The organism is Vibrio sp. R10-SF1-ISO8 (assembly GCF_059833805.1).
This window is the reverse complement of the sequence record NZ_JCBDHL010000019.1, coordinates 250,309-274,315: the sequence shown is the minus strand read 5'-3', so window position 1 is coordinate 274,315 and position 24,007 is coordinate 250,309. Positions and strand designations below refer to the sequence as shown.

Sequence of the window (24,007 nt, the reverse complement as noted above, 5' to 3'; positions counted from 1 at the left end):
TTTCGTTATCGATTAATAAGAACGGGTTAAGCAGTAAAAAATTACCAAATAGATACAAGTTTTATCCATATTCGCTGAAAAGGGATCAAAAAAAGACGCCAATATAGGCGTCTTTGTATGATTTCTTGGTTGTACTGACAAGGGTTATCCTAAAGCGGGTAGGAAACCTGCTGTGATAAGAATCTGTGCGCCGATGATCAGGACGCCCACAGTACTTCCAACCGCGAGACCTAGATTACCACCAAGCACCTGATAGTGCTCTGAATCAGATTGAGCACGCGCCTTCTTTACCATCAATATTGGTAAAAAGATTGCGAGAACGACAAGTGCAATAGCGGCATAACCAAGCGCCATGATAAAGCCCTGCGGGTAGAAGAGAGCAAATCCCATTGGAGGAAGGAAAGTAATTATACCAACCAGAGCGCGTGAGTTGCCTTTTCCCTGCTTCTTCAGGGTATCACCTAAGAATTCAAACAAGCCTAAACTTACACCCAAGAAAGAGGTCAGTAGGGCTAAGTCGGCGAAAATACCAATAGTTTGGCCTAGGTTAGAAGCGTGCACTGTTGTTGCAAGGGTTGAAATTAATGCACTAAGACCTTGGTTTTCAAGCAACGTAGATTGGTTAACAACGCCAAGCGTTACCACTTGCCAAAATACATAAATAATTAGAGGGATAGCAGAACCGACCAAAATCGCTTTACGTAGTGAAGGGGTATGACCATCAAGGTAATTCACAATGGCAGGAATGCTGCCGTGAAATCCAAATGAAGTGAAGATCACAGGAATGGCTGCGATGACCAATCCTTGTTCTACAGGCATGCTCAAAAGGTAAGACTCTGTGACGTTTGGCGCTAAGAAAGTGAGTACCATCGCCATGGCGACAATCTTAACCAAAAATAGCACTCTGTTCACTTTATCTACCGTAGCGGTGCCAATAGTCACAACAGACGCAACGATGAGGGTGAAAATTAAAGTCGATGTCGTGTTCGAAACTTCTATGTTGGTGAAACCGGCAATACGGTCAGCAAATTGAGCACCGCCCCCAGCAATGTAGGCAGCACACAGGGCATAGAATAAGAACATCATGGCAAAACTCGCAACCCACTTGCCTTTGGTGCCAAGAAACTGCTTGGCTAACGTATGCAAGGTCGCATTTTGTTCAGCATGCTGGTGGACTTCAATCATTAACAGCGCGGTGTAAGCCATTAGGGCCCACAATGAGATCATGATCATTAGAGATGTAGAGAAACCGATTCCGGCGGATGCGAGTGGCAGTACCAGCATGCCTGCACCAATAGTGGTGCCTGCAATGATCAAAGTACTACCCAATACCTTTGATTTTGTCATTGTATAATAATCTTTACGTTGTAATGTACTTTTGTAGCTATATAGGCTAATAAATATTCAGGGCATGGTATTAATAACTACCAATGGTGCGATTGTGTAAAATAATTCAAACGTAATCAAGCTTTTTGTACAGTTAAATTACCATTGGTGTAAACAATATTGTACGTAGTGGCATTAGCCTGCGACGTAATCGTTTACTTGGGATTGGTTTCAAATCGTGGTCAAAATTTACTTTTCCCTTTCAAAAAACTGTCATATAAGTGGTTTAAAAAGGAACAATGGAACCACATATTCAAGTAGAGACTTGTTTATGGGTCTTAAGAAGTGTTTTTATTAAGGAGGTCAGAATGAGTGACCAATCAGTAAACGAAGAATGCCTTGAGCTATTAGATGCGATGGAAATTGGCTTTGAGCTCTCAGACTACGAGCAGTCAATTGAAGAACTCGCAGAAGAAATCTTCAAATAACAATTCTTCAACGATGATATTGCTACTAATGTAGCCGACAGAAAGAGCCAGTGCATTTGCGCTGGCTTTGTGCTTTTATTGAAGAGGTAGACATTATTGCAAGGCTATTCGATTGAACTATCTCGCCCATTTACATATTGCAGATCATTGCGACTCGAACTTACTCGGCAACTTGTTGGGTGACTTTGTAAAAGGTAATCCTGACTCTCAGTTCCCTAACAATGTTTCCCAAGGCGTGCGCCTGCACCGATATGTCGATTCATTCACAGACCATCATGAGAACGTTCTCGAAGTAAAAGGCTTGTTTCCCAATGGAGTAAGGCGCTTTTCAGGTATCGCTTTGGATATGTTTTGGGACCACTGCTTAGCGAATCAATGGAGTCAGTTCCACTCAAGCACACTGAATGAGTTTTGCCAACAAGCAGAGCATCGAGTGTCTCTCGACAGCCACAATGAACTGCCAGAACGGTTTTTACGTGTCTCCACTGCGATGTGGCAAGGACGCTGGTTGGAGTCTTATCAACATCTAGACAATATTGAATATGCTTTGCAACGAATGTCTGCTCGTTCCCCGAGAATGTCACGGTTGAGTGACTGTTTTCCCCATATTGAGCGAAATTATGACCACTTGGTTGAGACATTCTCCACCTTCTACCCTGATGTGCTAACTGCGAGCAAAAGTTTTTGATAGAATCGTCCGCCTTGCAATTAAAGGTTACGCGCATGTCGACACAATTTGAAGCACTAGGGCTTTGCTCAACACTTACCCAAACCACTGACAAACTCGGTTTTAGCCAACCAACCGAAGTACAGGCTCAGGCTATTCCACATGTTCTTGAGGGTGCAGATGTCCTTGCTGGTGCTCAGACCGGAACGGGTAAAACCGCGGCCTTTGGCCTGCCAATATTGCACAAGCTACTCGCGTCCGATGTGAAGCGCGATCCTCAAAGCAACGATGTTCTCGCTCTGGTCCTTGTCCCTACCCGTGAGTTAGCTCAACAGGTGTACGATAACTTAGTTCAATATGCCCAAGAGACGACAATAAAAATCGTCACTGCCTACGGTGGTACGAGCATGAACGTACAAACTCGTAACCTAAGCGAGGGTTGCGATATTCTGATTGCTACACCTGGGCGTCTGCTCGATCATATGTTCTGCAAAAACATCAACTTGTTCAAAACGCTATACTTGGTACTGGATGAAGCAGACCGAATGTTGGATATGGGCTTTATGCCAGATATCAAACGCATCCTTAAGCGCTGCAATGAAGACCGTCAAACTCTGTTCTTTTCTGCAACCTTTGATAAACGTATCAAAACTATCGCTTATAAAATACTGAATGAGCCGGTAGAAGTTCAAGTTACACCTTCAAACAGTACTGCTGAAACGGTGAAGCAGATGGTGTATCCGGTTGATAAAAAGCGCAAAGCGGAACTATTGGCATACCTGATTGGCTCAAGAAATTGGCAACAAGTGTTGGTGTTCACCAAAACTAAGCAAGGGAGTGATGCACTCGCGAAGGAGCTTAAACTTGATGGGATCAAAGCAGCTTCAATTAATGGAGATAAAAGCCAAGGAGCGCGCCAGAAAGCGCTGGATGACTTCAAGTCAGGCCAAATTCGAGCGCTAATTGCAACCGATGTGGCCGCTCGTGGTCTCGATATTCAGCAGCTTGAACAGGTTGTTAACTTCGATATGCCATACAAAGCGGAGGACTACGTTCATCGTATCGGTCGAACTGGTCGCGCCGGAAAAGAAGGATTCGCGGTATCGCTAATGAGCCGCGATGAAGAGTACCTTCTTGAAGCAATAGAACGCTTATTGGACAGCAAACTACCTCAAGAATGGCTTCAAGGCTTTGAACCAAGTTTGATTGAAGAAGTAGAAACTGAAAAAACGCCACGTCGTAAAGGTCGTAACTCAGACAAGCGCAAAATGAAGGCGAAACTTAAGATTCACGCCAATCGAGGTAAAAGAAAATAGCGCAAAAAAGAGGGCTCTGGTTGGTAACAACAGAGCCTTTTTATTATGGAATTAATATTTAGGGACGAGTTAGTGAAATTGTCACTCATTACATTAAAAGACGCTGAAGCCTTACTGGAGTTTGAGTTGGAAAACAAAACTTGGTTCGAGGAGTTCATTCCTCCACGCGAAGAAGGTTTCTATTCAATACAAGGTGTACAGCAACATATCCGGGAGTTCTTACTCGACTATCAATGTAATGAAATGATCCCGTTGCTGATTAAGAGTCTTGATAACCAAATCATCGGCAGAATCAATTTGACCAATCTCGACTCGGCGCGTCGCAGTGCACATCTGGGGTATCGCGTTGGAAAAGCGTCAACTAATCAAGGAGTAGCGAAGTGGGCAGTGTCGGAAGTGACGAAATTGGTCAAAGATAAAGGATTAAAAAAAGTTTTTGCGTATGCAGCATTAGAAAACCCTGCATCACAAAAGGTGCTCACAAATAATGGCTTTAAGCCCGTCAAAGTTGTTCATGACTATGCAGAATTGCATGGTTCACCTATCGACTGTATCGAGTTTAAACTTGTGGTTGAGTAAGTTTGGTCGAGTTAAACAAAATACGATTAAAACAATCTCATACATATATTTTTCTTTATTATCAATGAACTAAAGTACTAATTTACTCAAAAGTGAGCGGTGTGGTTGGAGTCACTTTCTTGACTTAACCTTCGCATAGACTATTACTTAGCGATAGTACAAAGGTTTATCTATAGATTCATGGGGGCTATGATGAGATTACTTTTGATATTGCTTACTACACTGTCGCTGTCGAGTGTTGTGGTCGCTAAAACAGATATTACTGTTTACGGTGACGATACTTACCCGCCTTATTCCTATGTTGAAAGTGGTAGGTTAACCGGAATTTATACCGTTATCCTAGAAAACATTTTCGCCAAAATGCCTGATTACAACGTTACCTTGAAAGGGACACCTTGGAAGCGAGGTTTATCCCAAATTGAAGGGAGCAAAATATTCGCACTTTACCCACCCTATAAACGCCCAGAGCAAAGACCCTATATGGAATACGATGTTCCGATCTTAGACGAGAAACTGGTTGTCGTATGTCAAAAATCTGTTTTAAGCAGTCCTAAGCCAAATTGGCCTGGGGATTATATGGGCCTCACTATTGGCAATAATGCGGGTTTTTCGGCTGGTGGGGATGAGTTTTGGTCAGCAGTAAAAGCAGGGAAGATTAAGGTAACCGAAACAAAGGGTACGCCTAAAAATCTACTTAAGCTGATCGCTGGTCGCATTGACTGCTACATGAATGATGCTCTGTCCATTCAGTGGGAACTTAAAAAGCTGCAAAATGAAGGTAAGTATGATGGTCAAAGTGTAGTTGAAGGTGCAACTATAAGTTCCGAGCAAGGCTTCTTAGGTATTGTTACCAACGGGGCTGCTTTTCCTTACAAAGAAAGTTTCAAAACTGAATATCACAAAATACTATCTGAAATGAAACAAAGTGGTGAAATAGATAGAATCGTAAATGACTTCATCAAGTAAACGGATTAGGAAAAAAACGGAAGCCTCGGCTTCCGTTTTTTATTTTAGGCGTATTGAGCAACCATGATTTCCCAACTCTTCCTTTGCGTCGCAAGTTCTTGTTTCATTTGCTGGTAGCGAAGTTTAAGCAGAGACTTCTCGTATTTTTTTGCAAGATCATTTCTTTTCGCTTCCAACACTTGCTTCTTTACATCATAGTAATCGGACATTTTGCCCATTAGCGCTTCAAACTCTTTATTTAGTGCGTCATTAAGCAGTGCGGCGTTTGGCAGCTTACTAATATTGCGAGAGGCAGTGCTTAGCGCTTGCTTGGCACGCGCTTTTTCAATTTTAAGTTTGGGCGTAACACGAAGCTTTTTTGTAAGCCCAAGCCAAGAGCAAGATTTGATTAACCATTTGGTTGGATCATATTGCCACCAGTAGATGCCATTTCGGTAGTCGTTCTCAAAAATGTGGTGGTAGTTGTGGTAACCCTCACCAAACGTAAATACAGCAAGCACAGCATTATCACGAGCGGTATTCTTGTCTGTATAGGGCTGGCTGCCCCAAATGTGGGCCAAAGAGTTTATAAAAAACGTTGAGTGATGGCTAAGTACCAACCTCAAAGCGCCAACAATTAGTAGCATACCTAAGATATCGCCGTGCAATAATCCAAGAGCGATAGGAATACCAAAGTTAGTCGCAATGGCTAAAGGTACATAGTACTTATGCTGCCACATAACAATTTTGTCTTTCTGTAAATCTCTGCAGTTGCTGTAATTATCATACGTGTTCGCGTTGTACTCACGCAGCATCCAGCCTATATGAGAAAACCAAAAACCACGTTTCGCAGAGTACGGGTCTTTATCGTTATTATCGACGTGTTTATGGTGAATACGATGGTCAGAGGTCCAATGTAGCGCACTGTTTTGTAAAGCGAACGCGCCGCCTAAGGCGAAAAGGAAGCGTAGAGACCAATGAGCTTCGTAGGTTTTGTGTGACCACAGCCGATGGTAACCAGCGGTAATAGAGAGATTACTAAAAGAAAACGCGACTAAAAACCAAACGAGATGCTCGAGGCCATAACCCGATGTCACGCCATACCAAGGAACGATAGCAACAGCGACAATAAAAGAGGATAAAAAGATAAATATGTTTAACCAAATCAGAGGTGGTTTGCTTGAGCCCGACATGGTGATTTCCTTTCAGCTAACAGTTGTTCGCTAGAATATCAGCGTACATGTGTAAGTCAAACGAAATTAGAGAGTTTGATGTCTAACTCACGCCTTAGGTGAATATATTATGTAACCAAATTTGTAGCTGCTAATTATCCTAAATAACGATGCATTTTGTTACGCGATCTGTTTCAGAACGTTTGGCTTTTAGTTAAATGTTTTATAGTATGAAGAGGTAAGCAATCCTTACAGGAAGTAATAAGGAACTATAAATGGAATTAAAAGTAGCTGAATATAGCGACTTTGAACGCATTGCTACTCTGCATGCACAAAGCTGGAAGCAATTTTACCAAGGAATTTTAGGCAAAGACTTTCTAGAGAACGAAGTGCTCGATGAAAGAGTGGCTATATGGCAAACACGTCTTATTAATCCTCCCTTTAACCAACATGTCCTTCTAATTGAAGAAGGTGGGTTACTATGCGGTTTTATCTGCGCGTTTGGTAATCACGACTTTGAGAAAGGCACCATAATTGACGCATTGCATGTCGACCCTTCTTATAGAGGGAGAGGTGTTGGGGTTAAACTACTTTCGGAAATGGCGAAGTGGATCGCACAATACTTCCCCGATAACGGCGTTTACCTTGAAGTTATGAAAGACAACAAACAAGCTGTGGACTTCTATGAACACCTCGGCGGTGACTGTCATCTAGAGCGATTATGGAATGCTCCGTGTGGTAATAAAGTTCCAGAGTTAGTCTATACATGGGAATCAGGAAATGATTTGGCGCGCAGCGTTGAATCTCACATAAAGTTAGACGTTGTAACATGTTGAAACAAATAAGCCTATAACCCTGATATTTCTCGGACATTTGCTTTATGGCCGTTAGGTAGTTTTAGATAAGCCCATTTTTTAATTACCTAACGGTCTATTCATGAAAAAAACGATACTCTTCACAGCGCTCAGTAGTGCGCTATTTCTCGTAGGATGCGGCGAAACTACACAAGGAAAAAACCAAGTTCCAGCGCAATTGGTTGTTGCTGAACAAGCGACATCTACCTCTCATCAACAAAGCAAATCGTATATCGGTCGTGTCGAGGCGGTTGAAGATACCAACATCACAGCACAAATCACCGGCTACTTGAAGTCTCGTCATTTCGAAGAAGGTCAGATGGTCGAACAAGGACAGCTTCTTTACACCATTGAGCCGTCTTCTTTCGAAGCGCAGTTAGCGAGTGCAAAAGCTGAATTAGCTCAAGCAAAAGCGAATCTTAAAAAAGCTGAACTTGATTTTAAGCGTGGTGAAAACCTGTTACCTAAAGGCAGTATTTCACAGTCTGAATTCGACAACCTAAACGCTGCATTGCTTGGTGCTAAGGCTCAAGTAGAAGCGGGTAAAGCACAATTGCATTTGGCTGAAGTCAACCTTTCATATACCCAGATCAAAGCCCCATTCTCAGGCCGAATTGCACAAAGCAAAGTGAGCACTGGTGATCTCGTTTCTCCGCAGTCAGGTATTCTCACCACGCTAGTTAGCTTAGATCCAATCCATACAGCCTTCAGTGTTAGTGAGCGCGAGCGTCTTGATCTGGGAATGGACAGAATTAAAGGGGATGGCGATGTTGATCTAGTCGAAGTGCAAGTTGTACTTGAAAACGGTCAACCTTATGAATATCTAGGTCAGCTTGATTTTCTTGGAAATCGTATTGACCTTAATACTGGCACACTTGCTATGCGTGCCGTAGTAAACAACCCAGACTATCGTTTACTTCCAGGGCAACATATACGTGTTGAGTTGCGTGAGAAAGAAGCGACTGATGTGGTAGTTGTGCCACGTCGTGCAGTACAAACGGACCTAGAAGGTAACTTTGTCATGGTCGTTGCAGAAGGTAATGTCGCTGAGCGAAGAAATGTTGAATTGGGTCGACAGCTTGAGCAGGGAATTATTGTTCAAAGTGGTATTAGCGCAGATGAACAAGTAATTACCCAGGGACTACAACGTATCCGAAATGGCGTTCCTGTGCGTTTTGACGAAAAGTCTGCAGCTGAATAACGAGGTCTAAATGTTGAGTCGCTTCTTTATCCAGCGTCCTAAGTTCGCGCTGGTCATTTCAATAATACTTACGCTCGCAGGTGCAATCTCGCTAATGATTTTGCCCGTTGCTGAGTACCCAAAAATCAGCCCTCCATCGGTTAACGTTTCTGCCTACTACACAGGTGCTAGTGCAGAAGTCGTTGAACAGGCCATAGCCGATCCTATAGAAACTTCCGTTAATGGCGTTGAGAACATGATTTATATGTCCTCGAAAAGCGCGAATGACGGTTCGTATAGCTTAAATGTCACCTTTGATGTTGGTACAGACCCTGATATGGCTCAGGTAAACGTGCAAAACCGAGTGTCACAGATTGAGTCTAAGCTGCCGCAAGAAGTACGTATGGTTGGCGTGACAGTTCAGAAGCAGTCGCCAGATATGTTGATGGTTTTGAATTTTTACTCGCCAGATGGCAAGTATGATGACAAGTTCCTAATTAACTACATTAACCTCAACGTTAAGGATCAGTTGGCGCGGGTGAAAGGCATCAGTAATGTAAACGTTATTGGTGGTGGCGAGTACGCGATGCGTGTTTGGTTAGATCCTGAAAAAATGGCTAACCTAAACCTGACTACAAGTGACGTTTACGCTGCACTTGCCGAGCAAAATGTTCAGGTTGCTGCTGGCCGTGTCGGCGCAGCGCCATATAGCAGCGCGCAAGAGGTTCAGTTTAACCTCGTAACCAAAGGTCGATTAGAAACGGTAGACGAATTTGAAAATGTGGTACTGCGTGCAAATAGTGACGGTTCTACGGTCTATTTGAAAGACGTTGCTCGCGTTGAACTTGGTAAAAAGTTCTACGACGGCACCGGTAAGTTCCGCGGTCAAGATGCTTCAATCGTAGTACTTTCTCTACAATCAGATGCGAACGCATTGGAAAGTGGCGCGGCAGTAATGGAGTTGCTTGAAAAGCTTAGCACCAACTTCCCTGACGGAATGATTTACGAGACCAGCTATGACACAACACTGTTTGTATCAGAATCGATTAAAGGTGTAGTAAAGACGTTAATCGAAGCGATTTTGTTAGTTATTGCAGTTACTTACTTATTCCTAGGCAGTGCACGTGCGACTCTGATTCCTGTCGTAGCGATTCCCGTATCTTTGATTGGTACCTTTGCCATTATGCAGGCGACGGGCTTTACGATTAACACGGTAACCTTGTTTGGTCTTATTCTCGCCATTGGTATTGTTGTTGATGACGCCATATTGGTCATCGAAAACGTCGATACAACTATGGCGAAAGATCCTTCAATTAGCCCTAGAAAGGCGACGTTGATTGCGATGAAGGAAGTAACAGGGCCAATCATTACCTCGACATTGGTATTGCTCGCTGTATTCCTACCCGTTGCGATGTTACCTGGTATTACAGGGATCATGTACAGACAGTTCGCGCTTACGATCTGTATCTCTGTAGTAATCTCTTCGATCAACGCATTAACTTTATCTCCTGCCTTGTGTTCACTTGTTCTAAAGCAAGGGGGCGGCAATACAGCACGTTGGTTCACGGCGTTTAACGCTGGGCTAGAAAAAGTAACTGCTCGTTATGGTCAAATTGCGGGATTCCTAGTTAAGAAGAGTATTCTTTTAGTAACTTTCTTCGTTGTAGCAGTTGCTGCAGTGAGCTTCTTTGCAAAAACGACCTCTACGGCATTTGTTCCACAAGAAGATAAAGGTATCTTGCTGGTTAATGTTCAATTACCGGATGCGGCTTCGTTGTCGCGAACTGAAGAGGTAACAGAACAACTTATAGAGATTGTTGAGCAAGAACCAGGTGTAGAGGGAGTAACGGTTGCAAACGGTTATGCGTTTATGACTGGAGCATCGGCTTCTAATGGTGCGTCACTGTTTATAAAACTGCATGACTGGGACACGCGAAAGGCGTTAGAAGGGGAACACTCAGCTGATGCAATAGGACAACGAATTAATGCTCGGGCCGCGAACGAGTTACCGCAGGCAATTGTCTTTGCAATGGGGGCACCAGCTGTGCCAGGTATGGGAGCTGCTTCCGGATTTGAGTTCGTGCTTGAAGATAGCCTAGGCAGAAGCCGTACAGACCTAGAGATGGTGATGGGGCAAATGATCGAAGAGGCAAATAAACAGCCAGAAATCGCATTTACTTTCAGCACATTCCGCGCAAGTGTACCTCACTATTATGTTGATATTGATCGAGAGAAGGCTCAACAACTTGGCGTTCCACTCTCTAGCGTTTTTCAGACGCTACAGGGTAACTTAGGTTCGTTGTATGTAAATGACTTCAACATGTTCGGTAAGAACTTCCAAGTGACTATGCAAGCCGACGGCGAACACCGCCGCGGTATGGAAGATCTGGAGCGATTCCATGTTCGCTCGGCAAGTGGAGAAATGATTCCTTTAAGCACTCTAGTTAGCTATGACCAGGTCTTTGAACCCGATGTAGCATGGCGATACAACATGTACCGCAGTGCAGTTATTCAGGGACAGCCTGCACCTGGCTATTCGAGTGGTGATGCCATTGCAGCGATGGAACGCGTTGCTGCTGAAGTGCTACCGCAGGGCTACCAATATGAATGGACTGGTATGGCATACCAAGAAGTACTTGCTGGAAACCAAGCGATATTCGCATTTGCTCTAGCGCTCATCTTCATCTATTTATTCATGGTGGCACAGTATGAAAGCTGGACAATTCCATTAGCAATTATATTGGTTGTGCCAATCGCAACACTGGGTTCATTCCTTGCGTTGAACTTAACCGGAACTCCGCTGAACTTGTATGCGCAAATCGGTTTAGTTCTACTCATAGCGTTAGCAGCGAAAAATGCAATTCTGATTGTAGAGTTTGCTAAAGTAGAGCGAGAAGAGAAGGATGTTCCAATCAATGATGCGGCTGTAGAAGGTGGTAAGCTGCGTTTCAGAGCGGTAAACATGACGTCGTGGTCATTTATCTTAGGTATATTCCCTCTGATATTTGCATCAGGCGCGGGACATGTAAGTCAAAACTCACTCGGAATCTCGTTGATTGGTGGTCTACTGTGTGTGCTATTGGCAGGTACGTTCTTAATTCCTGGCTTCTATGCCTTCGTTCAGCGCAGACGAGAAAAGGCACATGGTGGTAACACCAAGCTGATTCCTTTAGATGACGAGTAACGTCTGGTAAAGTAAAAATCCCCTTAGCTCTTCGGCAAGGGGATTTTTTATATCTGTATGGGAGAGTATGGATGAGGGTATTTTTCAACGTATTCGGTAAGAGTATGTCTGTGGAACGCAGAGAAGGTGAGTGGTTATTGTATCAAGAGTCGGAAACTTCAATTCGGCGAAGGGTTTACGATATCTATATTCCAAATGATGTTGAGTGTCGCCATCTCGCTCAGTACTTGGCGGATATGTATCATGAAAACGCCACAGAAAGATTCCCTTCGGTACAGATAATAAAAAGCCCTAGCCAATAGACTAGGGCTTGCAGATTATAGGTTCTGTTAAGACGTTTTGAACTCGGCTACAGCCTTATCCATATCAGTGGCTTGAGCAGAGACACGATCAACTTCAGTCAAACATTGTTGAGCAGATCCCATATTGCCTTCTGAGATAGTGTTCAACTCGGTAATCGATTCACTGACTTGGTTCATCACGATGCCTTGTTCTTCAATCGCCGAGGCAATACGTTCCGAGTTCGCTTGAATGTTGGTCATATCATCAATGATTTGTGTCAGGCTACTATCAAGCGTACGTGACGCGTCTAGCGTCTGAGAGCCTTGTTCATTACATTGATCGATATTGGTGACTACTTGCGACATTTGAGACTGAATAGCCGTAACCACCTTGGTGATCTCTTCTGTGGATTGATGAGTTCGGCTAGCTAATGCACGAACTTCATCGGCAACCACCGCAAACCCTCGGCCTTGCTCACCGGCGCGCGCTGCCTCAATAGCGGCGTTAAGAGCTAACAAGTTAGTTTGTTCTGCGATTTCTTGAATGATATTTACAGCATCACCAATTTTATCAACGTGATTATTTAGGTCACTGATGGATTCTTGGCTACTTCCTAAGATAGAAGATAACTGGTCTATGTTTTGAACAGTGGTTTCAACAACTTTACGGCCGTTCTGCGCATTGACAGAGGCTTGCTGAACACCTTCAACTGCAACAGCGGTGCTTTCCGAAATCTCACTGATAGTAGAGACCATCTCTTGAACAGAAGTGGCCATAGTACTGGTATGGTCTGCTTGGGTGTGGAACTGCTCAATGACATTTTGTAGTTCATTGTGCATATTGGAGGTACTGTGTGATAACTCAGCAGACTTAGCTTGAGTACCCGATATAAGCTTTTCGAACTCATCTAATAGACGGTTAAAGTAATTTCCTATAACACCTAACTCATCGTCTTTAACTAGGTTCGCGCGTAGTGAAACGTTGTTGGTACGTGCGATCTCTTGGATTGCCGTAAGTAACGAGGCAACTTGGTTGTTGATGGTACGAGAGATTTGAAAAATAAATCCAAAAATAACTAAAATGACCAACGTTGTAAAACCAGTTTTAAACGTTGTGAGTCGCTCTGTTGTTGCTGATGACTCGTCGTTTAACAAAGACGAGAACGATTTAAATTGTTCTTCTACAGTGTGGGATAGATTGCGAGTAACACCGAGTAGCCCTTCGTTGTATTTGAGACCGATACGTGTACTTTGGTCGATATACGCTTGAGCTGCTGCTTTAAGAGATGAAGCGGTTGTAGGAATTAAAGACGTGTCTAACTTACCTTTTAACACTTGTTTATTGAACTCGAATAGTTCAACAAGTTCGTCGCTAGAGAGAGAGGGCTTAATCCCGGTAAGCTCGGAATTGAAACGTCCGATTAGCTTTTCCTCGGGTTTTAAACCACGTTGATCAAACGCTTGAACTAAAGCATTAAACCCAGTTTGATATTTGAGAATATCTTGTTTAAGTTGGCTGCTTGAAGGTAAAGAGTGTTGGGTTAATAGCGTTGATAACTCGGACTCAATCGCCAAAAAAGTATCCATGTTTTTGTTAAACTTATCCAGATATTTCATATCTTTACGGAGTAGGAAATCTTTTTCATTACGACGAAGGTTTAGAAGTCGAATCTCGAGTTTGGCAACTAATAAACTTGCGTGATTGAGTTCTGAGGTAGATTGGGCAAAATGAGTAGAGGTTAATAGTACTGAAACAACCCCTAAAATGGCGACAGCACCCAATGAATACAGTTTATTCTTGATATTCATGAGATTACCTTATTTTGTTAAACAATTTGATTTACAGGTAGTTAATGTGATGTTAGTTGCTATTCGTAAATATATCAATTAGCGCTAACATCTTAGGTTTATATGTTGCGACTATGGTTCTGGTTTTTATTGATAAGAGAAGTAAATGTTTGAAAGCATAGAGAAATATCAAGCCCTCATATTTGACATGGATGGTACCATAATTGATACCATGCCGGCACATTTAAAAGCGTGGCAGCAAACAGCGGACCATTTTGCATTCCCGTTTTGCGAGCAATGGCTACATAGTTTGGGCGGAATGCCAAGTTATAAGATCGCAGCTGAAGTCAATAAGAAGCATGACTTGGCATTGGAACCTATGGAAGTCTCACGCTATAAAATGGCTGCGTTTGCTTCCCTTGATGAACATGGAGAGCCGATTGTTTGTACGGTGAATGTTCTTAACCACTTCTTTGGAAAGAAAAAACTTGCCGTAGGCACAGGAAGTCAACGAGAGAGCGCGATGAGGTTGCTGACTAAAGCGAGACTGATAGATAAGTTAGATGCGGTTGTTACAGCGACAGATGTTATCAATCACAAACCGAATCCGGACACTTTCTTGCAAGCGGCAGAAAAGGTGAGCGTATTACCTGAAAACTGCCTCGTGTTTGAGGACACGAAACTGGGCCTTCAGGCTGCACATGCAGCAAAAATGGATTGTATGATGGTGGTAGGTGGTGAGCTTGTGTTTTATCCATTCTCTGAATAACAAAAGAGCCGCTAAATTAGCGGCTCTGACATTTTATCTGTCCCAGTAGGCTTCTTCTAAGCTGTCTTCCCTTTCAGGAAGCGCCCGCGCTAAGCGAGGTGAGTGCTGAGTTAACACTTCATAGCTCACACGGTTTGCATACTTACAAATCTGCGACAGTGAAGAATAAGTTAAGTAAGGCTGATCATGCTTCGATGAATTTGGTACATTGACCTGATGGTGGCTATTCGCAGCCATATCATGCAGCAGTGCCGACAGAGCAGCATCACCAGCACCGTTAGTATTTTTGATCTCAAGCGGACCACCTAGATACGGACCAATATGAGAGTACACTTTTACTGGATTCTGACAGTCTGATTTACGCATTGCGCGGCTGAACTCGTATTTATTGAACTCAGGGATATTACCCGGCAATAGCGGCAATTCTGTTTCGCGCTTAACAGATTCTTCAGTGTAACCTGCCATGTAAAGACCAACAGGGCCAGCGGTACACAGAACCACATCAACCCATTCCAATGCTTTGTCAGCTGCGAGAAGAGGGTCTTTTTCACCGGTCAGGGCTTCGCCTTCTTCTTCATTCATCGCAACTATGGCGATGTTCTCCTTGATATAGTCTTGCCACCACTTCGCATTGCCTTCAATAACCCATTTCGTTCCTAATGTAAGGACAACAGGTACATTCTTAGATTTAGCAATCTCGATAGCACGAGCTACAGCTTGAGGCATTGGATCTTCAGGCTTACCGCGCATTAAATATGAAGAAACCACAAGAGCAGAGGCTTTATCAAACACATCTTCAGGAATGCTGTCAGGACGCAGTTGGTTCATGTGACCTTCATTAATCGCGAAGGTACGTTCACCATTTTCAGAAATTAAGGTATAGCAACGACCGATTGAGCCTTCGACCATTTGCAAATGATTGAGGTTCATTCGTGACGAGGTTCTACACAAATAGCGGTAGGCGAAAGAGCCTACTTCAATATTACGTGACATTACGCCGAGTAATACTGATTTACTGTCAGCAAGTACAGAGTAGTTGTGTAGCGTATTGCCAATCGTATCACCAGGGTATTGGTGAGTGATTAGCTCGCGTTCCATTAACTCTTCGTACAAAGCATCCGCTTTCGCTTCCTCTAAAACCAGTGAGTGTCCTTTACTCAAGTCATATTTCGCGAGAAATTCGTCATCGACCCTGGCTTCAATATCAACGATTGTCTGACCAACACCCACCACGATTGGGCGGTAGAGTTTTGGTGTCTGTTTCATCTGATTGACGAGTGGATCACGGGCGTGAGTTGGAAAGTAGTGCTTAGATTTGCGCTGTCCGGGAAACTTCATGGTAAAAGTAATGTTGGAAATTTTCCCGGATGATATCACACTTTTTTGTTTATGCTTTCATATTTATTGCATCATAAGGTGTTGACCACTAGTGAAGATGCTGAGACTTCACGATCGTAATAACTATTGAAGTCGTAGTCGTTGAGTAACGATAGGGTGAAATGGGTCGATTATATTATCAGCAACAAAATCAATTACATATCTCTTTGTGACTTAGCATGTTTAAGTAAGTATTGGCGATTCAAATTTGTTAGTTTGTGTAGATCATAAAGGATTAACAATACGACGCATCGAATGGCGTAGCGACATCGTAACGTACGTACGGAATTTAAGGATAAGAACATGCGATTTCTACATATAGCAGCAATAACACTATTGCTCGCAGGATGTAACAGTATCCCTACGGTCTTTCCACCGGCACATAAGGTGATGGTCTCGGGCAACACACTAATTTACGATGGAATGATCACTGGTGACGCCGTGCTAGAAGCGATGCGCGTGGTTCGTGAACGTAAAACACCTATTAATAAGCTTAAAATCACCAGCTCTGGCGGGGACATGGCGGTAGGCATAGAGTTTGGCTACTTCATCAAAGAGAATAACCTTGATGTAGAAGTAAGTAAGCTCTGTTTCTCCGCATGCGCCAACTATATTCTCCCTGCAGCAAAGAGCGTAGTGATTAACCCAGAGTCTCTGGTAGGATGGCATGGTGGTGCCAAACAAGCTGATGCACTTTGGATGCATAGTATGGCGAGCAAAGATAAAAAGCAGTTTATGGAATATTTAAATCGGCTGCGTATAAAAGAGACAGCTTTCTTTGGGGTTATTGGCGTTGATCAGAGAATAACAACTTATGGACAGACGAACGAAGCTAGCTGCCAGAAAAGCCAGAATACCGATGGTTGGTACTACTCAATAACAGATCTGGAACGAATGGGCATCAAAAATATAAAGGTTAAAGGACCGGGCTTGGTCGAACAGATAGACTTCAAACCGGAGAACGTTAAAATGGACACGACAAACATGGATCCTACGAAAATCACCGTATGCTTACTCGAAAATGTATTCGATAGCTAGGTAAAAATAGAGTTAAGCAGCCCTCAGGTTTGGACTGCTTAATCACTGACTACTTTTGCTCAGTTGGTTCAACATACGCCGATGTGCCCCAAAGTGGGACTGTCGATAAGCTGTGCTTGAAACTGCCATCTGTTTCTTTGGTTGTGTATGAGAGGTAGAGGAGAGTCTGATTTTCAGCATCGTAGATACGTCTAACCTTCATCGACTTAAAAAAGATACTTTTCGATTTCTTGAGTACGACTTCACCAGATTTGCTCTTGTCGATCTGGGCGATCATTTCTGGTGTGATATCACCTGTTTGGCGGCACGAGATAGAGCTATCGCTCGGGTCTGCAAGGCTAAAATCCGCTTCAATTGAAGCGATGTGGCACGTTACGCCTGTTACAACATCATCTTTTAGGTTTTCGATCTTAATGTCTTTCAATGTAAAAACGCCAAGTGAAACATCGCCAACTTCGTTGTCAGAACAACCCGCTAATAGTCCTGTTAAAACCAATGCGGTGAGCAGTTTTTTCATTCTAAATCCTTGCTATTGTTTAGTTATCTGAATCTTTCGCTAAGATATCTACTGCACTTTTGAAGCCACAAAGGTATATACCCTTACCGATGATTCAAAAATGACTAGCACTAAGCTTAAAGAGACTAAATTCAAATAGAGTACTGATAGCATATCAGGTTTTTGTATAGTTTACTGAATCTCGTTTTAAAAGACTTGAGAGGTCAAGGTGTTATCTAGTAAGCTTCTGCCTAACTTCCTAAAGTGAGTACAGGTCTAACCGACGTTATGACGATACCTAAGATTGCTGAAATCAAAAATGAATGGCTTTATCAACAAGTCGATGTTGAATACCCAACTAAAGAGAGTATCGCCGGCCTATCCCTGTACAAAGAGAAGGTCGCTTTGTGCCAATATCACCAGTTAGAGCAAGTACCGCCAGAATCGAGTGAATTTGCAAAAGATGATATTTTCTTGGTCGATTTTCATCGTTTAACGGTCATGTTTGCCTTGCTGCAAGCACGTCGCTGGAACGACCAAGCCGACAAGGACCTGATTTTAGAGTTCCTTTCGCAAATTATTTACTCTGAGCCGTGCAGTTTGTATTTAGGCTTCAAGGCAGGAGAGGCTGTGGCAGCTGCAATAGTGACAGAAAGCGAAGACGCTTCACTGATTTCAGATATCGTAATTAAAGACGTCTCTGATCAGTTAAACAAACAAGATTTTGTTGCGGGCTTGTGCGCTAAATTAGGTATCTCTAATGATAATGGTCTTAGCTTGTTTCTTGAAAGCTGATTGAGCTTCCAGACAACGAGTCGCGATGGTTCTTAAACTAAGTTTATGTATTTTGCGTTACTCCTAACACCATTTTTGTCTTAATAGCAGTAAATGGTGATACGCTTTAAACTTCTGATTATAAATCTCTAATAAACCAGCGAAATGTTAAGCTGGTCATTTCAAATCTCACTATCTGTCTTATTATTTCTCGTAGAAAATTAATAGGGTAGTGATATGGCAAAGCCTCAAGCTCAATGTGTAATTTTTGATTGTGATGGTACTTTGGTCGATAGCGAAAGGCTGTGCTGCCAAGCATTGTGCGAGACGTTTAACCACTTTGGCGCTTCGTTAACTATGGATGAAGCGGTTAGTCATTTTGAGGGAGGCAAGCTTGCAGACATCTTAGCTGCAACCAAACAAAGACTAAATGTCAATGTTTCTATCGATCGGCTAGAACCTATCTATCGTGAAAAGTTAGACCTGTTGTTTGAAGAACAGTTACAGCCAATGGAAGGGGTATTCGAGGTTTTGGATTACCTCAATAAAAGTAGCGTTGAATACTGTGTGGCTTCCAACGGGCCGAGAGATAAAATCGAGCGCTGCTTAGAGTTAACGGGGCTGCTACCGTTTTTTAAAGGAAAAATATTCTCCGCATTTGATACCAATAGTTGGAAACCCGAACCAGACCTTATCCTTTACAGTGCGATGAATATGGGTTTTAAACTCGAGGACTGTATTTACGTTGACGATACGCCAAAAGGTCTTGAAGCTGGAGTAAGAGCTGGCGTGCAAACTGTTCATTTAACAGGGTTAAACAACAAGCATCACACGCTAGATTTGAAAAAAATAAGCCACTTAAGGGAGCTTGAAGAGATCCTTTAGTGTGTTGCAGTGCGGGAAACTGATGGGAGTGTGCCTACTTTATACAGTAACGCGTGAGTGGGGGTAAGTTGTGTGACGTTTTCAAAAAAAGACCCGCATTCTGCACAGAGCATGTTGTTGTTATCAGACAGCAAGTACTCCTCGCTTCCGCATAACGGACAGCACAGAACATCGTTGAGCATTTCATCTTTATTCATAGGGGAATCTCCCGGCAGCGACAATAGAAACATTATATTTTTTAATTTGTTATGTTCTTCGACAGGATAACTGCGTGTAAGTTTCCTGACAATTCCATTTTAGTCGAATGGATCGCTGTATTGGCTAAGAAATGGAATTATCCATAAATATTGAGAAGCATTTCATATATTGAAAAGATAATAGCAGAATCAGATTTGATAAAAGCTCGCAACTTTGCGAGCTTTTTGTCTATTTTATTAAGTTCTATTGGCGAGATACGCTTCGTAGTCAGGGATTTCAATATCCACTTCTTGCTCGATAAGCTCTGACTCAATGATGAACTTAGCCGTTGCACGATTTGTTGCAACAGGGATATTCCATACACTCGCAATACGTAGTAGAGCTTTTACATCTGGGTCATGCGGAACCGCGTTGAGGGGATCCCAAAAGAAGATCAGCACATCTATCTTTCCTTCAGAAATTAGAGCACCTAGTTGCTGGTCTCCGCCCATAGGGCCGCTGATCATGCTCTTAATCGCTAAACCAGTATCTTTGCTCAACATTGAGCCCGTAGTTCCTGTTGCGTAGAGAAAGTGACGTTGTAGCTTTTCTTTGTTTTCTTTCACCCAACGTAGTAACTCAGGTTTGCAGTTGTCATGTGCGACAAGTGCGACGTGTTTGTGTGCAGGCAAGGTACGCGTCGTTTTTTCCATTTAGACTTCCTAATTGTTTTCGTTATATACGTAAAATGTTGGTCGATACTCTGAAGGGGATAGAGATTGCGCTATCACTTCAGGGTTCAAGTTATCTGGTGTTAGTGGCTCAATAATAGGCGCTTCAATTTTGTTATAGTTTTCACCACGTAAATAGTGAATAGCTTGCTGAATCGATAGGCGACCTTGCAGTACCATTTTATCTGTTGGGGCAAATTCAACTCTGTTCCTCAACAGCCCTCGGTATACACCATGGCTTAAATAGGTTGAAACGAGTCCAATCTCTTCAGACCTATTTGCGCTGCGTAGCTCACTAATAGCCGCTTCGATCGCGACTGCGCTACCTACTATATAATTAATATTTTTGTTATCAATGGCTTTTTGAACTAGGTTGCGTTGCAGTTCTTTGTCGTTGTCTGCCCAGTATGTTTCTACAACGTTAATATCGCTTCCTTTAATCGCAGAATAGAAGCCCTGAATAACTGGCTTAGTGCCACCGCTAGATTGAGGGCCAGGTAATAGTGCGATATTGGTTTTTCCAGAGCCTGCGGGGTGCTTAGATTTCAGGTAGTCACCAACGTAATAACCCATCCAATACCAATCGACGCCAACTTCTCCTTTTAACGCGGACTGGTTTTGTGAATCGACCACGAGTTTGTTTACTGTCGCAAAGACAGGAACCGACGAAGCCGCGGAACTGAGCGATGAATAAAATAGGTCGGGTGCTACCGTACCTAAAATGATTGCGTCGGCACCCCATTTTACGCACAACGCCATATGTTCACGTTGCTTTTCTAAATTGAGATAACCACCTGCTTCGAGAACTCTAAGGTCAACGTCTTGTTTTTCGGCTTCATCAACCATGCCGTAATTGACCGACAGCCAATATGAATCTTTAAGATGAGGGTAGATGGCACAAATTCGAGCGGCCTGAGCTGCAGAGGTACTTGCAGAAAACAGAAAGAAAGTGAGCAGTATCGACGTAGTTATTGTTTTAGGTGTTTTGATTGCGGAGATCAAAGACATGCAGCATTTCGTTGGTAATGGGCGAATAAACACTGCAAAATATAACGCATTATAGAAGAGTTAAGAAGTGAAGATTCTCAATGTTACTTGCTAAAGCGAGTATTGGCCGTAAATTGCTGCTGTCATTTTTGGCCATGGCGATGCTAGTTTTAATATCTGCTCTTATCGGTATGTTCGGATTTTCGTCTGTAGCGAAAACCGAGCGCAATGTTGTTAACTCTGCCATTCCATCGATGATTGAAGCGCGTCAGGTCTCGGAGCTTAGTTCACGAATCATATCCTCAGTTCAGACACTCTCGAATGCGAAAACTGAGGCTGAACGTCAAGAGTCGGGTAAAGAGCTGTTTTCGCAATTAGAAACCTTACTGACGCATATAAAGCAGTTGGGTTCGGATTCTTTTGACTCTTCATTGCTTGATCGACTCGAATCAGACGTACAAGGGGTTATCGATACACTCGCTAAACTGGGAATAGTAGTCGAAAGAAGACTGTTTCTTAGTGATGACCTAGCAATAAGAACTCAAGAACTAAGAAAATTGGCGAGAGAGTTAGAGCAGCTTACTCGTACTCAAGTTGCAAATACATCGACTATTGCTGTAGCGAATGTTACGCATATCTATGCGTTGTTAGAAAAAAACAAAAAAGATCAAGCTTATCAGGCGCTTGATACCTTAGTCGAAGTCGATCTTGATCTAGCAGAACGTTTACACGAACTTCACTTGTTGGCTTTTAAGCTCCTCAACCACATTGAAGAAACGCGCACCATTTCTGATATTGATCGTATTCGCACTATACGGCAAGAGTTTAACAACAACTTAAGTATAATGAAGCGCCGAGTTCAAGCGGTGGAGGATCCAACTCGCTCTACGCAAATGACCGCATTGCTCGCTAAGTTAGAGCAAAGAGAAGTGGTGTTTGATGTTCTTACCCAACGTTATGAGAACGAGGAGTTAGCTCAGCAGTTGATGCAAGATACTCTAACTCAATTCTCGACTCTAAACGCCACGGTGAACAAGCTTGTTGATGACTCGAATGCGACAACGACCCGCGCGGTAGCTGAGCTAAAAACCACACTTGATTACGCTCAATTAACCCTAACCATTATCACAATACTGGGTATGTTGATTGTGGTCATTATCGTGTGGAAAGTTGTTTATATCTCGGTCGTTAAACGACTAGCAGAGTACTCGTCAGCGCTACTTTCGATTGCAAAAGGACAGCTTGAAGTTGACTTGAAAGTGAGAGGAAGTGATGAGCTCGCTAACATGGGACAAGCAATTATTACTGCGCGCAATACTGCTAAAGCGCTAAAGGTTGTTGCAGAGAGTGAAGCAGCAGCCAAACGTGAACTGGAAGAGCACAAAGGTCACCTTGAAGAGCTGGTAACTGAGCGAACACATCAGCTACAAAATGCCAATACGCGTTTAAATGAGGAAGTGGAAAACCATGCCAGAGCTCGTCAGGAAGCTGAGCAAGCCAGCCGTGCTAAATCTGCATTCTTAGCCACAATGAGCCATGAAATTCGCACACCAATGAACGGTGTATTGGGAACAGCTCGGTTGTTAAAAGATGCGGGGCTCAACACTACCCAAGCGCATTATGTCGATGTGATTAATCGCAGTGGTACAACACTGTTGGCGATTCTAAACGATGTATTGGATTACTCAAAAATTGAGGCGGGGCACCTTGAGATTCGCCCCGTTGATTTTAATCTTCCTGCGATGGTCGATGATACCAAACAGCTGCTGCTCGGTAGAGCAAAGGAAAAGTCTTTGCAGCTTGAATACTGTATCGAAAGCGATGTAGGTAAATATTGGTTTGGTGATGTCACTCGTATCAGTCAGGTTCTAAACAATCTGGTTGGAAACGCGATTAAGTTTACCGAGCAAGGTAATGTAGATATCTATGTTTCACTTGACCCAGATACGCCAGAGCACATTACGTTTGAGGTTTCTGATACTGGAGTAGGAATCAGTGCAGACGAACAGTTGACCTTGTTTGACGCGTTCACCCAAGCTACTGGTGGTATGGGGGCTAAAGGCGGAACGGGCTTAGGCTTAGCGATCAGCAAGCGAATTGTTGAAGTAATGGGTGGGCAATTGTTTGTCGACTCAAGCGTCGGTGAAGGTAGCTGCTTTTGGTTCTCTATCCCGCTTACTGTGGGTCAGGAGTTTGAAGAGTCAGAAGTGACCACCGATTGTCGAATCAAAGCTAAGGTCTTGCTGGTCGAAGATAACCCGGTGAACTGCATGGTTGCGGAAGGTTTCTTGAAAAGTATGAATCACGAAGTACATACCGCAGTAACGGGTGAGAAGGCCTTCTCTCTGTTTAAGCAAGAGCAATTCGATTTGGTGCTGATGGATATTAATCTCCCGGATTGTAACGGGGCCGAATTACTTAAAGACTTTAAGTCATATCAACTAAGCCAAGGTGCCATAAGCGATATCCCGATGATTGCTGTATCGGCACACGTATACAATGAAGAAGTTGAAAGTTACCTAGCAGCAGGATTTGATGGTTACCTACCTAAACCATTGGACAAAGATCAATTATGCCAAGTGATTCAAAATAGTTTAGAAGGGAAGCCTCTGTTGCTTGCCCAAAGTGATAGTGATGATGTAGAAATAGGCATGCAAAATCGGTTAATTATTAATCCGAATGTTATTCTGGCTGATATGGAAGTATTGGGCAGAGATAAAATGAAAGAAATCAGTATGATGTTTAACAAGGGTGCTGATGAAATACTTGAACAACTCGATGCAGCTGCTAAACAAGAGAATCAGCATAACACGGTACAGTTAGCGCATAAGTTAAAAGGTTCCGCAGGCAGCTTAGGCTTGGATTCTTTATATGATCTTTGCTTGGAGATAGAAAAGTCGCCAAACCCTTTAGAGTGTTATCAACAACACAAAACAGGGCTAACTTTACTTGTTTCGCAATCGAAATATGCACTGAAAGAATTATTAGATTAG

20 protein-coding genes are annotated in these 24,007 nt (G+C 43.0%); 13 read left to right on the top strand and 7 right to left on the bottom strand.

The window, feature by feature from the left end; genetic code table 11:
• Positions 1-144: 144 nt before the first annotated feature.
• Complete coding sequence (locus AC6R00_RS16130) at positions 145-1,347, bottom strand: aromatic amino acid transport family protein (protein WP_500641135.1); 1,203 nt, start codon at positions 1,345-1,347, stop codon at positions 145-147.
• 579 nt (positions 1,348-1,926) lie between these two features.
• Here AC6R00_RS16130 and AC6R00_RS16125 point away from each other — a divergent pair.
• From AC6R00_RS16125 to AC6R00_RS16110, 4 genes are all read left to right on the top strand, one after another.
• Positions 1,927-2,502: an acyl carrier protein phosphodiesterase gene (locus tag AC6R00_RS16125; RefSeq protein ID WP_500641134.1), complete on the top strand. Its 576-nt coding sequence runs from the start codon at positions 1,927-1,929 to the stop codon at positions 2,500-2,502.
• A gap of 35 nt (positions 2,503-2,537) precedes the next feature.
• Entirely contained in the window at positions 2,538-3,797 is a 1,260-nt protein-coding gene (locus tag AC6R00_RS16120; protein ID WP_500641133.1) for a DEAD/DEAH box helicase, read from the top strand.
• A gap of 72 nt (positions 3,798-3,869) precedes the next feature.
• Positions 3,870-4,376 (top strand): GNAT family N-acetyltransferase, encoded by a 507-nt coding sequence (locus tag AC6R00_RS16115; RefSeq protein WP_500641132.1) that lies wholly within the window; start codon positions 3,870-3,872, stop codon positions 4,374-4,376.
• 192 nt (positions 4,377-4,568) lie between these two features.
• Positions 4,569-5,342, top strand: coding sequence for a substrate-binding periplasmic protein (locus AC6R00_RS16110; protein ID WP_500641440.1), 774 nt, complete (start codon positions 4,569-4,571; stop codon positions 5,340-5,342).
• A gap of 44 nt (positions 5,343-5,386) precedes the next feature.
• Here the strand turns inward: AC6R00_RS16110 and AC6R00_RS16105 are convergent, their stop codons facing one another.
• Positions 5,387-6,514 carry an acyl-CoA desaturase gene (locus AC6R00_RS16105; RefSeq protein ID WP_500641131.1) on the bottom strand — a complete coding sequence of 376 codons (1,128 nt, stop codon included), beginning with the start codon at positions 6,512-6,514 and terminating at the stop codon, positions 5,387-5,389.
• Between the two features lie 254 nt (positions 6,515-6,768).
• Here AC6R00_RS16105 and AC6R00_RS16100 point away from each other — a divergent pair, with 254 nt between their 5' ends.
• The 4 genes from AC6R00_RS16100 (at position 6,769) to AC6R00_RS16085 (ending at position 12,013) form a co-directional block, all read left to right on the top strand.
• On the top strand, positions 6,769-7,329 hold the full coding sequence (locus AC6R00_RS16100) for a GNAT family N-acetyltransferase (protein WP_500641130.1): 561 nt from the start codon (positions 6,769-6,771) through the stop codon (positions 7,327-7,329).
• A 100-nt stretch (positions 7,330-7,429) separates the two neighbouring features.
• The gene (locus AC6R00_RS16095; protein WP_500641129.1) at positions 7,430-8,548 is read left to right on the top strand and encodes an efflux RND transporter periplasmic adaptor subunit; all 1,119 of its coding nucleotides are present in this window, start codon (positions 7,430-7,432) and stop codon (positions 8,546-8,548) included.
• A gap of 10 nt (positions 8,549-8,558) precedes the next feature.
• Positions 8,559-11,711, top strand: coding sequence for an efflux RND transporter permease subunit (locus tag AC6R00_RS16090; protein ID WP_239855082.1), 3,153 nt, complete (start codon positions 8,559-8,561; stop codon positions 11,709-11,711).
• 71 nt (positions 11,712-11,782) lie between these two features.
• The gene (locus AC6R00_RS16085) at positions 11,783-12,013 is read left to right on the top strand and encodes a DUF7661 family protein (RefSeq protein WP_500641128.1); all 231 of its coding nucleotides are present in this window, start codon (positions 11,783-11,785) and stop codon (positions 12,011-12,013) included.
• 27 nt (positions 12,014-12,040) lie between these two features.
• Here the strand turns inward: AC6R00_RS16085 and AC6R00_RS16080 are convergent, their stop codons facing one another.
• Positions 12,041-13,801 carry a methyl-accepting chemotaxis protein gene (locus AC6R00_RS16080; protein ID WP_500641127.1) on the bottom strand — a complete coding sequence of 587 codons (1,761 nt, stop codon included), beginning with the start codon at positions 13,799-13,801 and terminating at the stop codon, positions 12,041-12,043.
• Positions 13,802-13,946: 145 nt separating this feature from the next.
• On the opposite strand from AC6R00_RS16080, the gene AC6R00_RS16075 reads away from it, so the two are divergent.
• Positions 13,947-14,549 carry a beta-phosphoglucomutase family hydrolase gene (locus AC6R00_RS16075; RefSeq protein ID WP_500641126.1) on the top strand — a complete coding sequence of 201 codons (603 nt, stop codon included), beginning with the start codon at positions 13,947-13,949 and terminating at the stop codon, positions 14,547-14,549.
• Positions 14,550-14,582: 33 nt separating this feature from the next.
• Here AC6R00_RS16075 and AC6R00_RS16070 read toward each other — a convergent pair whose 3' ends face one another.
• Positions 14,583-15,887: an inosine/guanosine kinase gene (locus AC6R00_RS16070; protein WP_500641125.1), complete on the bottom strand. Its 1,305-nt coding sequence runs from the start codon at positions 15,885-15,887 to the stop codon at positions 14,583-14,585.
• A 342-nt stretch (positions 15,888-16,229) separates the two neighbouring features.
• Here AC6R00_RS16070 and AC6R00_RS16065 point away from each other — a divergent pair, with 342 nt between their 5' ends.
• Positions 16,230-16,964 carry a hypothetical protein gene (locus AC6R00_RS16065; protein ID WP_500641124.1) on the top strand — a complete coding sequence of 245 codons (735 nt, stop codon included), beginning with the start codon at positions 16,230-16,232 and terminating at the stop codon, positions 16,962-16,964.
• A 49-nt stretch (positions 16,965-17,013) separates the two neighbouring features.
• On the opposite strand, the gene AC6R00_RS16060 is transcribed toward AC6R00_RS16065, so the two are convergent.
• On the bottom strand, positions 17,014-17,481 hold the full coding sequence (locus tag AC6R00_RS16060; RefSeq protein WP_500641123.1) for a CreA family protein: 468 nt from the start codon (positions 17,479-17,481) through the stop codon (positions 17,014-17,016).
• A 267-nt stretch (positions 17,482-17,748) separates the two neighbouring features.
• Here AC6R00_RS16060 and AC6R00_RS16055 point away from each other — a divergent pair, with 267 nt between their 5' ends.
• A complete protein-coding gene (locus AC6R00_RS16055) occupies positions 17,749-18,255 on the top strand; it encodes a flavodoxin (protein WP_500641439.1) in 507 nt (168 codons plus the stop codon).
• A gap of 216 nt (positions 18,256-18,471) precedes the next feature.
• Positions 18,472-19,119: an HAD-IA family hydrolase gene (locus AC6R00_RS16050; protein ID WP_500641122.1), complete on the top strand. Its 648-nt coding sequence runs from the start codon at positions 18,472-18,474 to the stop codon at positions 19,117-19,119.
• A 434-nt stretch (positions 19,120-19,553) separates the two neighbouring features.
• Here AC6R00_RS16050 and AC6R00_RS16045 read toward each other — a convergent pair whose 3' ends face one another.
• Both AC6R00_RS16045 and torT read right to left on the bottom strand, forming a co-directional pair.
• Positions 19,554-20,009, bottom strand: a complete 456-nt coding sequence (locus AC6R00_RS16045; protein WP_004743830.1) for a methylglyoxal synthase — start codon at positions 20,007-20,009, stop codon at positions 19,554-19,556.
• A 9-nt stretch (positions 20,010-20,018) separates the two neighbouring features.
• Positions 20,019-21,035: a TMAO reductase system periplasmic protein TorT gene (torT, locus tag AC6R00_RS16040; protein ID WP_500641121.1), complete on the bottom strand. Its 1,017-nt coding sequence runs from the start codon at positions 21,033-21,035 to the stop codon at positions 20,019-20,021.
• An 80-nt stretch (positions 21,036-21,115) separates the two neighbouring features.
• Between torT and torS the strand changes: the two genes are divergently transcribed.
• Positions 21,116-24,007, top strand: a complete 2,892-nt coding sequence (gene torS / locus AC6R00_RS16035; protein WP_500641120.1) for a TMAO reductase system sensor histidine kinase/response regulator TorS — start codon at positions 21,116-21,118, stop codon at positions 24,005-24,007.

Bases quoted from the DNA above. Each gene is read 5' to 3' on its own strand.
- AC6R00_RS16055 (WP_500641439.1), top strand. From the start codon at position 17,749: ATGACGATACCTAAGATTGCTGAAATCAAAAATGAATGGCTTTATCAA.
- AC6R00_RS16085 (WP_500641128.1), top strand. From the start codon at position 11,783: ATGAGGGTATTTTTCAACGTATTCGGTAAGAGTATGTCTGTGGAACGC.
- torT (WP_500641121.1), bottom strand. From the start codon at position 21,035: ATGTCTTTGATCTCCGCAATCAAAACACCTAAAACAATAACTACGTCG.
- AC6R00_RS16050 (WP_500641122.1), top strand. From the start codon at position 18,472: ATGGCAAAGCCTCAAGCTCAATGTGTAATTTTTGATTGTGATGGTACT.
- AC6R00_RS16090 (WP_239855082.1), top strand. From the start codon at position 8,559: ATGTTGAGTCGCTTCTTTATCCAGCGTCCTAAGTTCGCGCTGGTCATT.
- AC6R00_RS16110 (WP_500641440.1), top strand. From the start codon at position 4,569: ATGAGATTACTTTTGATATTGCTTACTACACTGTCGCTGTCGAGTGTT.
- AC6R00_RS16105 (WP_500641131.1), bottom strand. From the start codon at position 6,514: ATGTCGGGCTCAAGCAAACCACCTCTGATTTGGTTAAACATATTTATC.
- AC6R00_RS16065 (WP_500641124.1), top strand. From the start codon at position 16,230: ATGCGATTTCTACATATAGCAGCAATAACACTATTGCTCGCAGGATGT.
- AC6R00_RS16100 (WP_500641130.1), top strand. From the start codon at position 6,769: ATGGAATTAAAAGTAGCTGAATATAGCGACTTTGAACGCATTGCTACT.
- AC6R00_RS16080 (WP_500641127.1), bottom strand. From the start codon at position 13,801: ATGAATATCAAGAATAAACTGTATTCATTGGGTGCTGTCGCCATTTTA.
- AC6R00_RS16095 (WP_500641129.1), top strand. From the start codon at position 7,430: ATGAAAAAAACGATACTCTTCACAGCGCTCAGTAGTGCGCTATTTCTC.
- torS (WP_500641120.1), top strand. From the start codon at position 21,116: ATGTTACTTGCTAAAGCGAGTATTGGCCGTAAATTGCTGCTGTCATTT.
- AC6R00_RS16075 (WP_500641126.1), top strand. From the start codon at position 13,947: ATGTTTGAAAGCATAGAGAAATATCAAGCCCTCATATTTGACATGGAT.
- AC6R00_RS16120 (WP_500641133.1), top strand. From the start codon at position 2,538: ATGTCGACACAATTTGAAGCACTAGGGCTTTGCTCAACACTTACCCAA.
- AC6R00_RS16060 (WP_500641123.1), bottom strand. From the start codon at position 17,481: ATGAAAAAACTGCTCACCGCATTGGTTTTAACAGGACTATTAGCGGGT.
- AC6R00_RS16070 (WP_500641125.1), bottom strand. From the start codon at position 15,887: ATGAAGTTTCCCGGACAGCGCAAATCTAAGCACTACTTTCCAACTCAC.
- AC6R00_RS16130 (WP_500641135.1), bottom strand. From the start codon at position 1,347: ATGACAAAATCAAAGGTATTGGGTAGTACTTTGATCATTGCAGGCACC.
- AC6R00_RS16045 (WP_004743830.1), bottom strand. From the start codon at position 20,009: ATGGAAAAAACGACGCGTACCTTGCCTGCACACAAACACGTCGCACTT.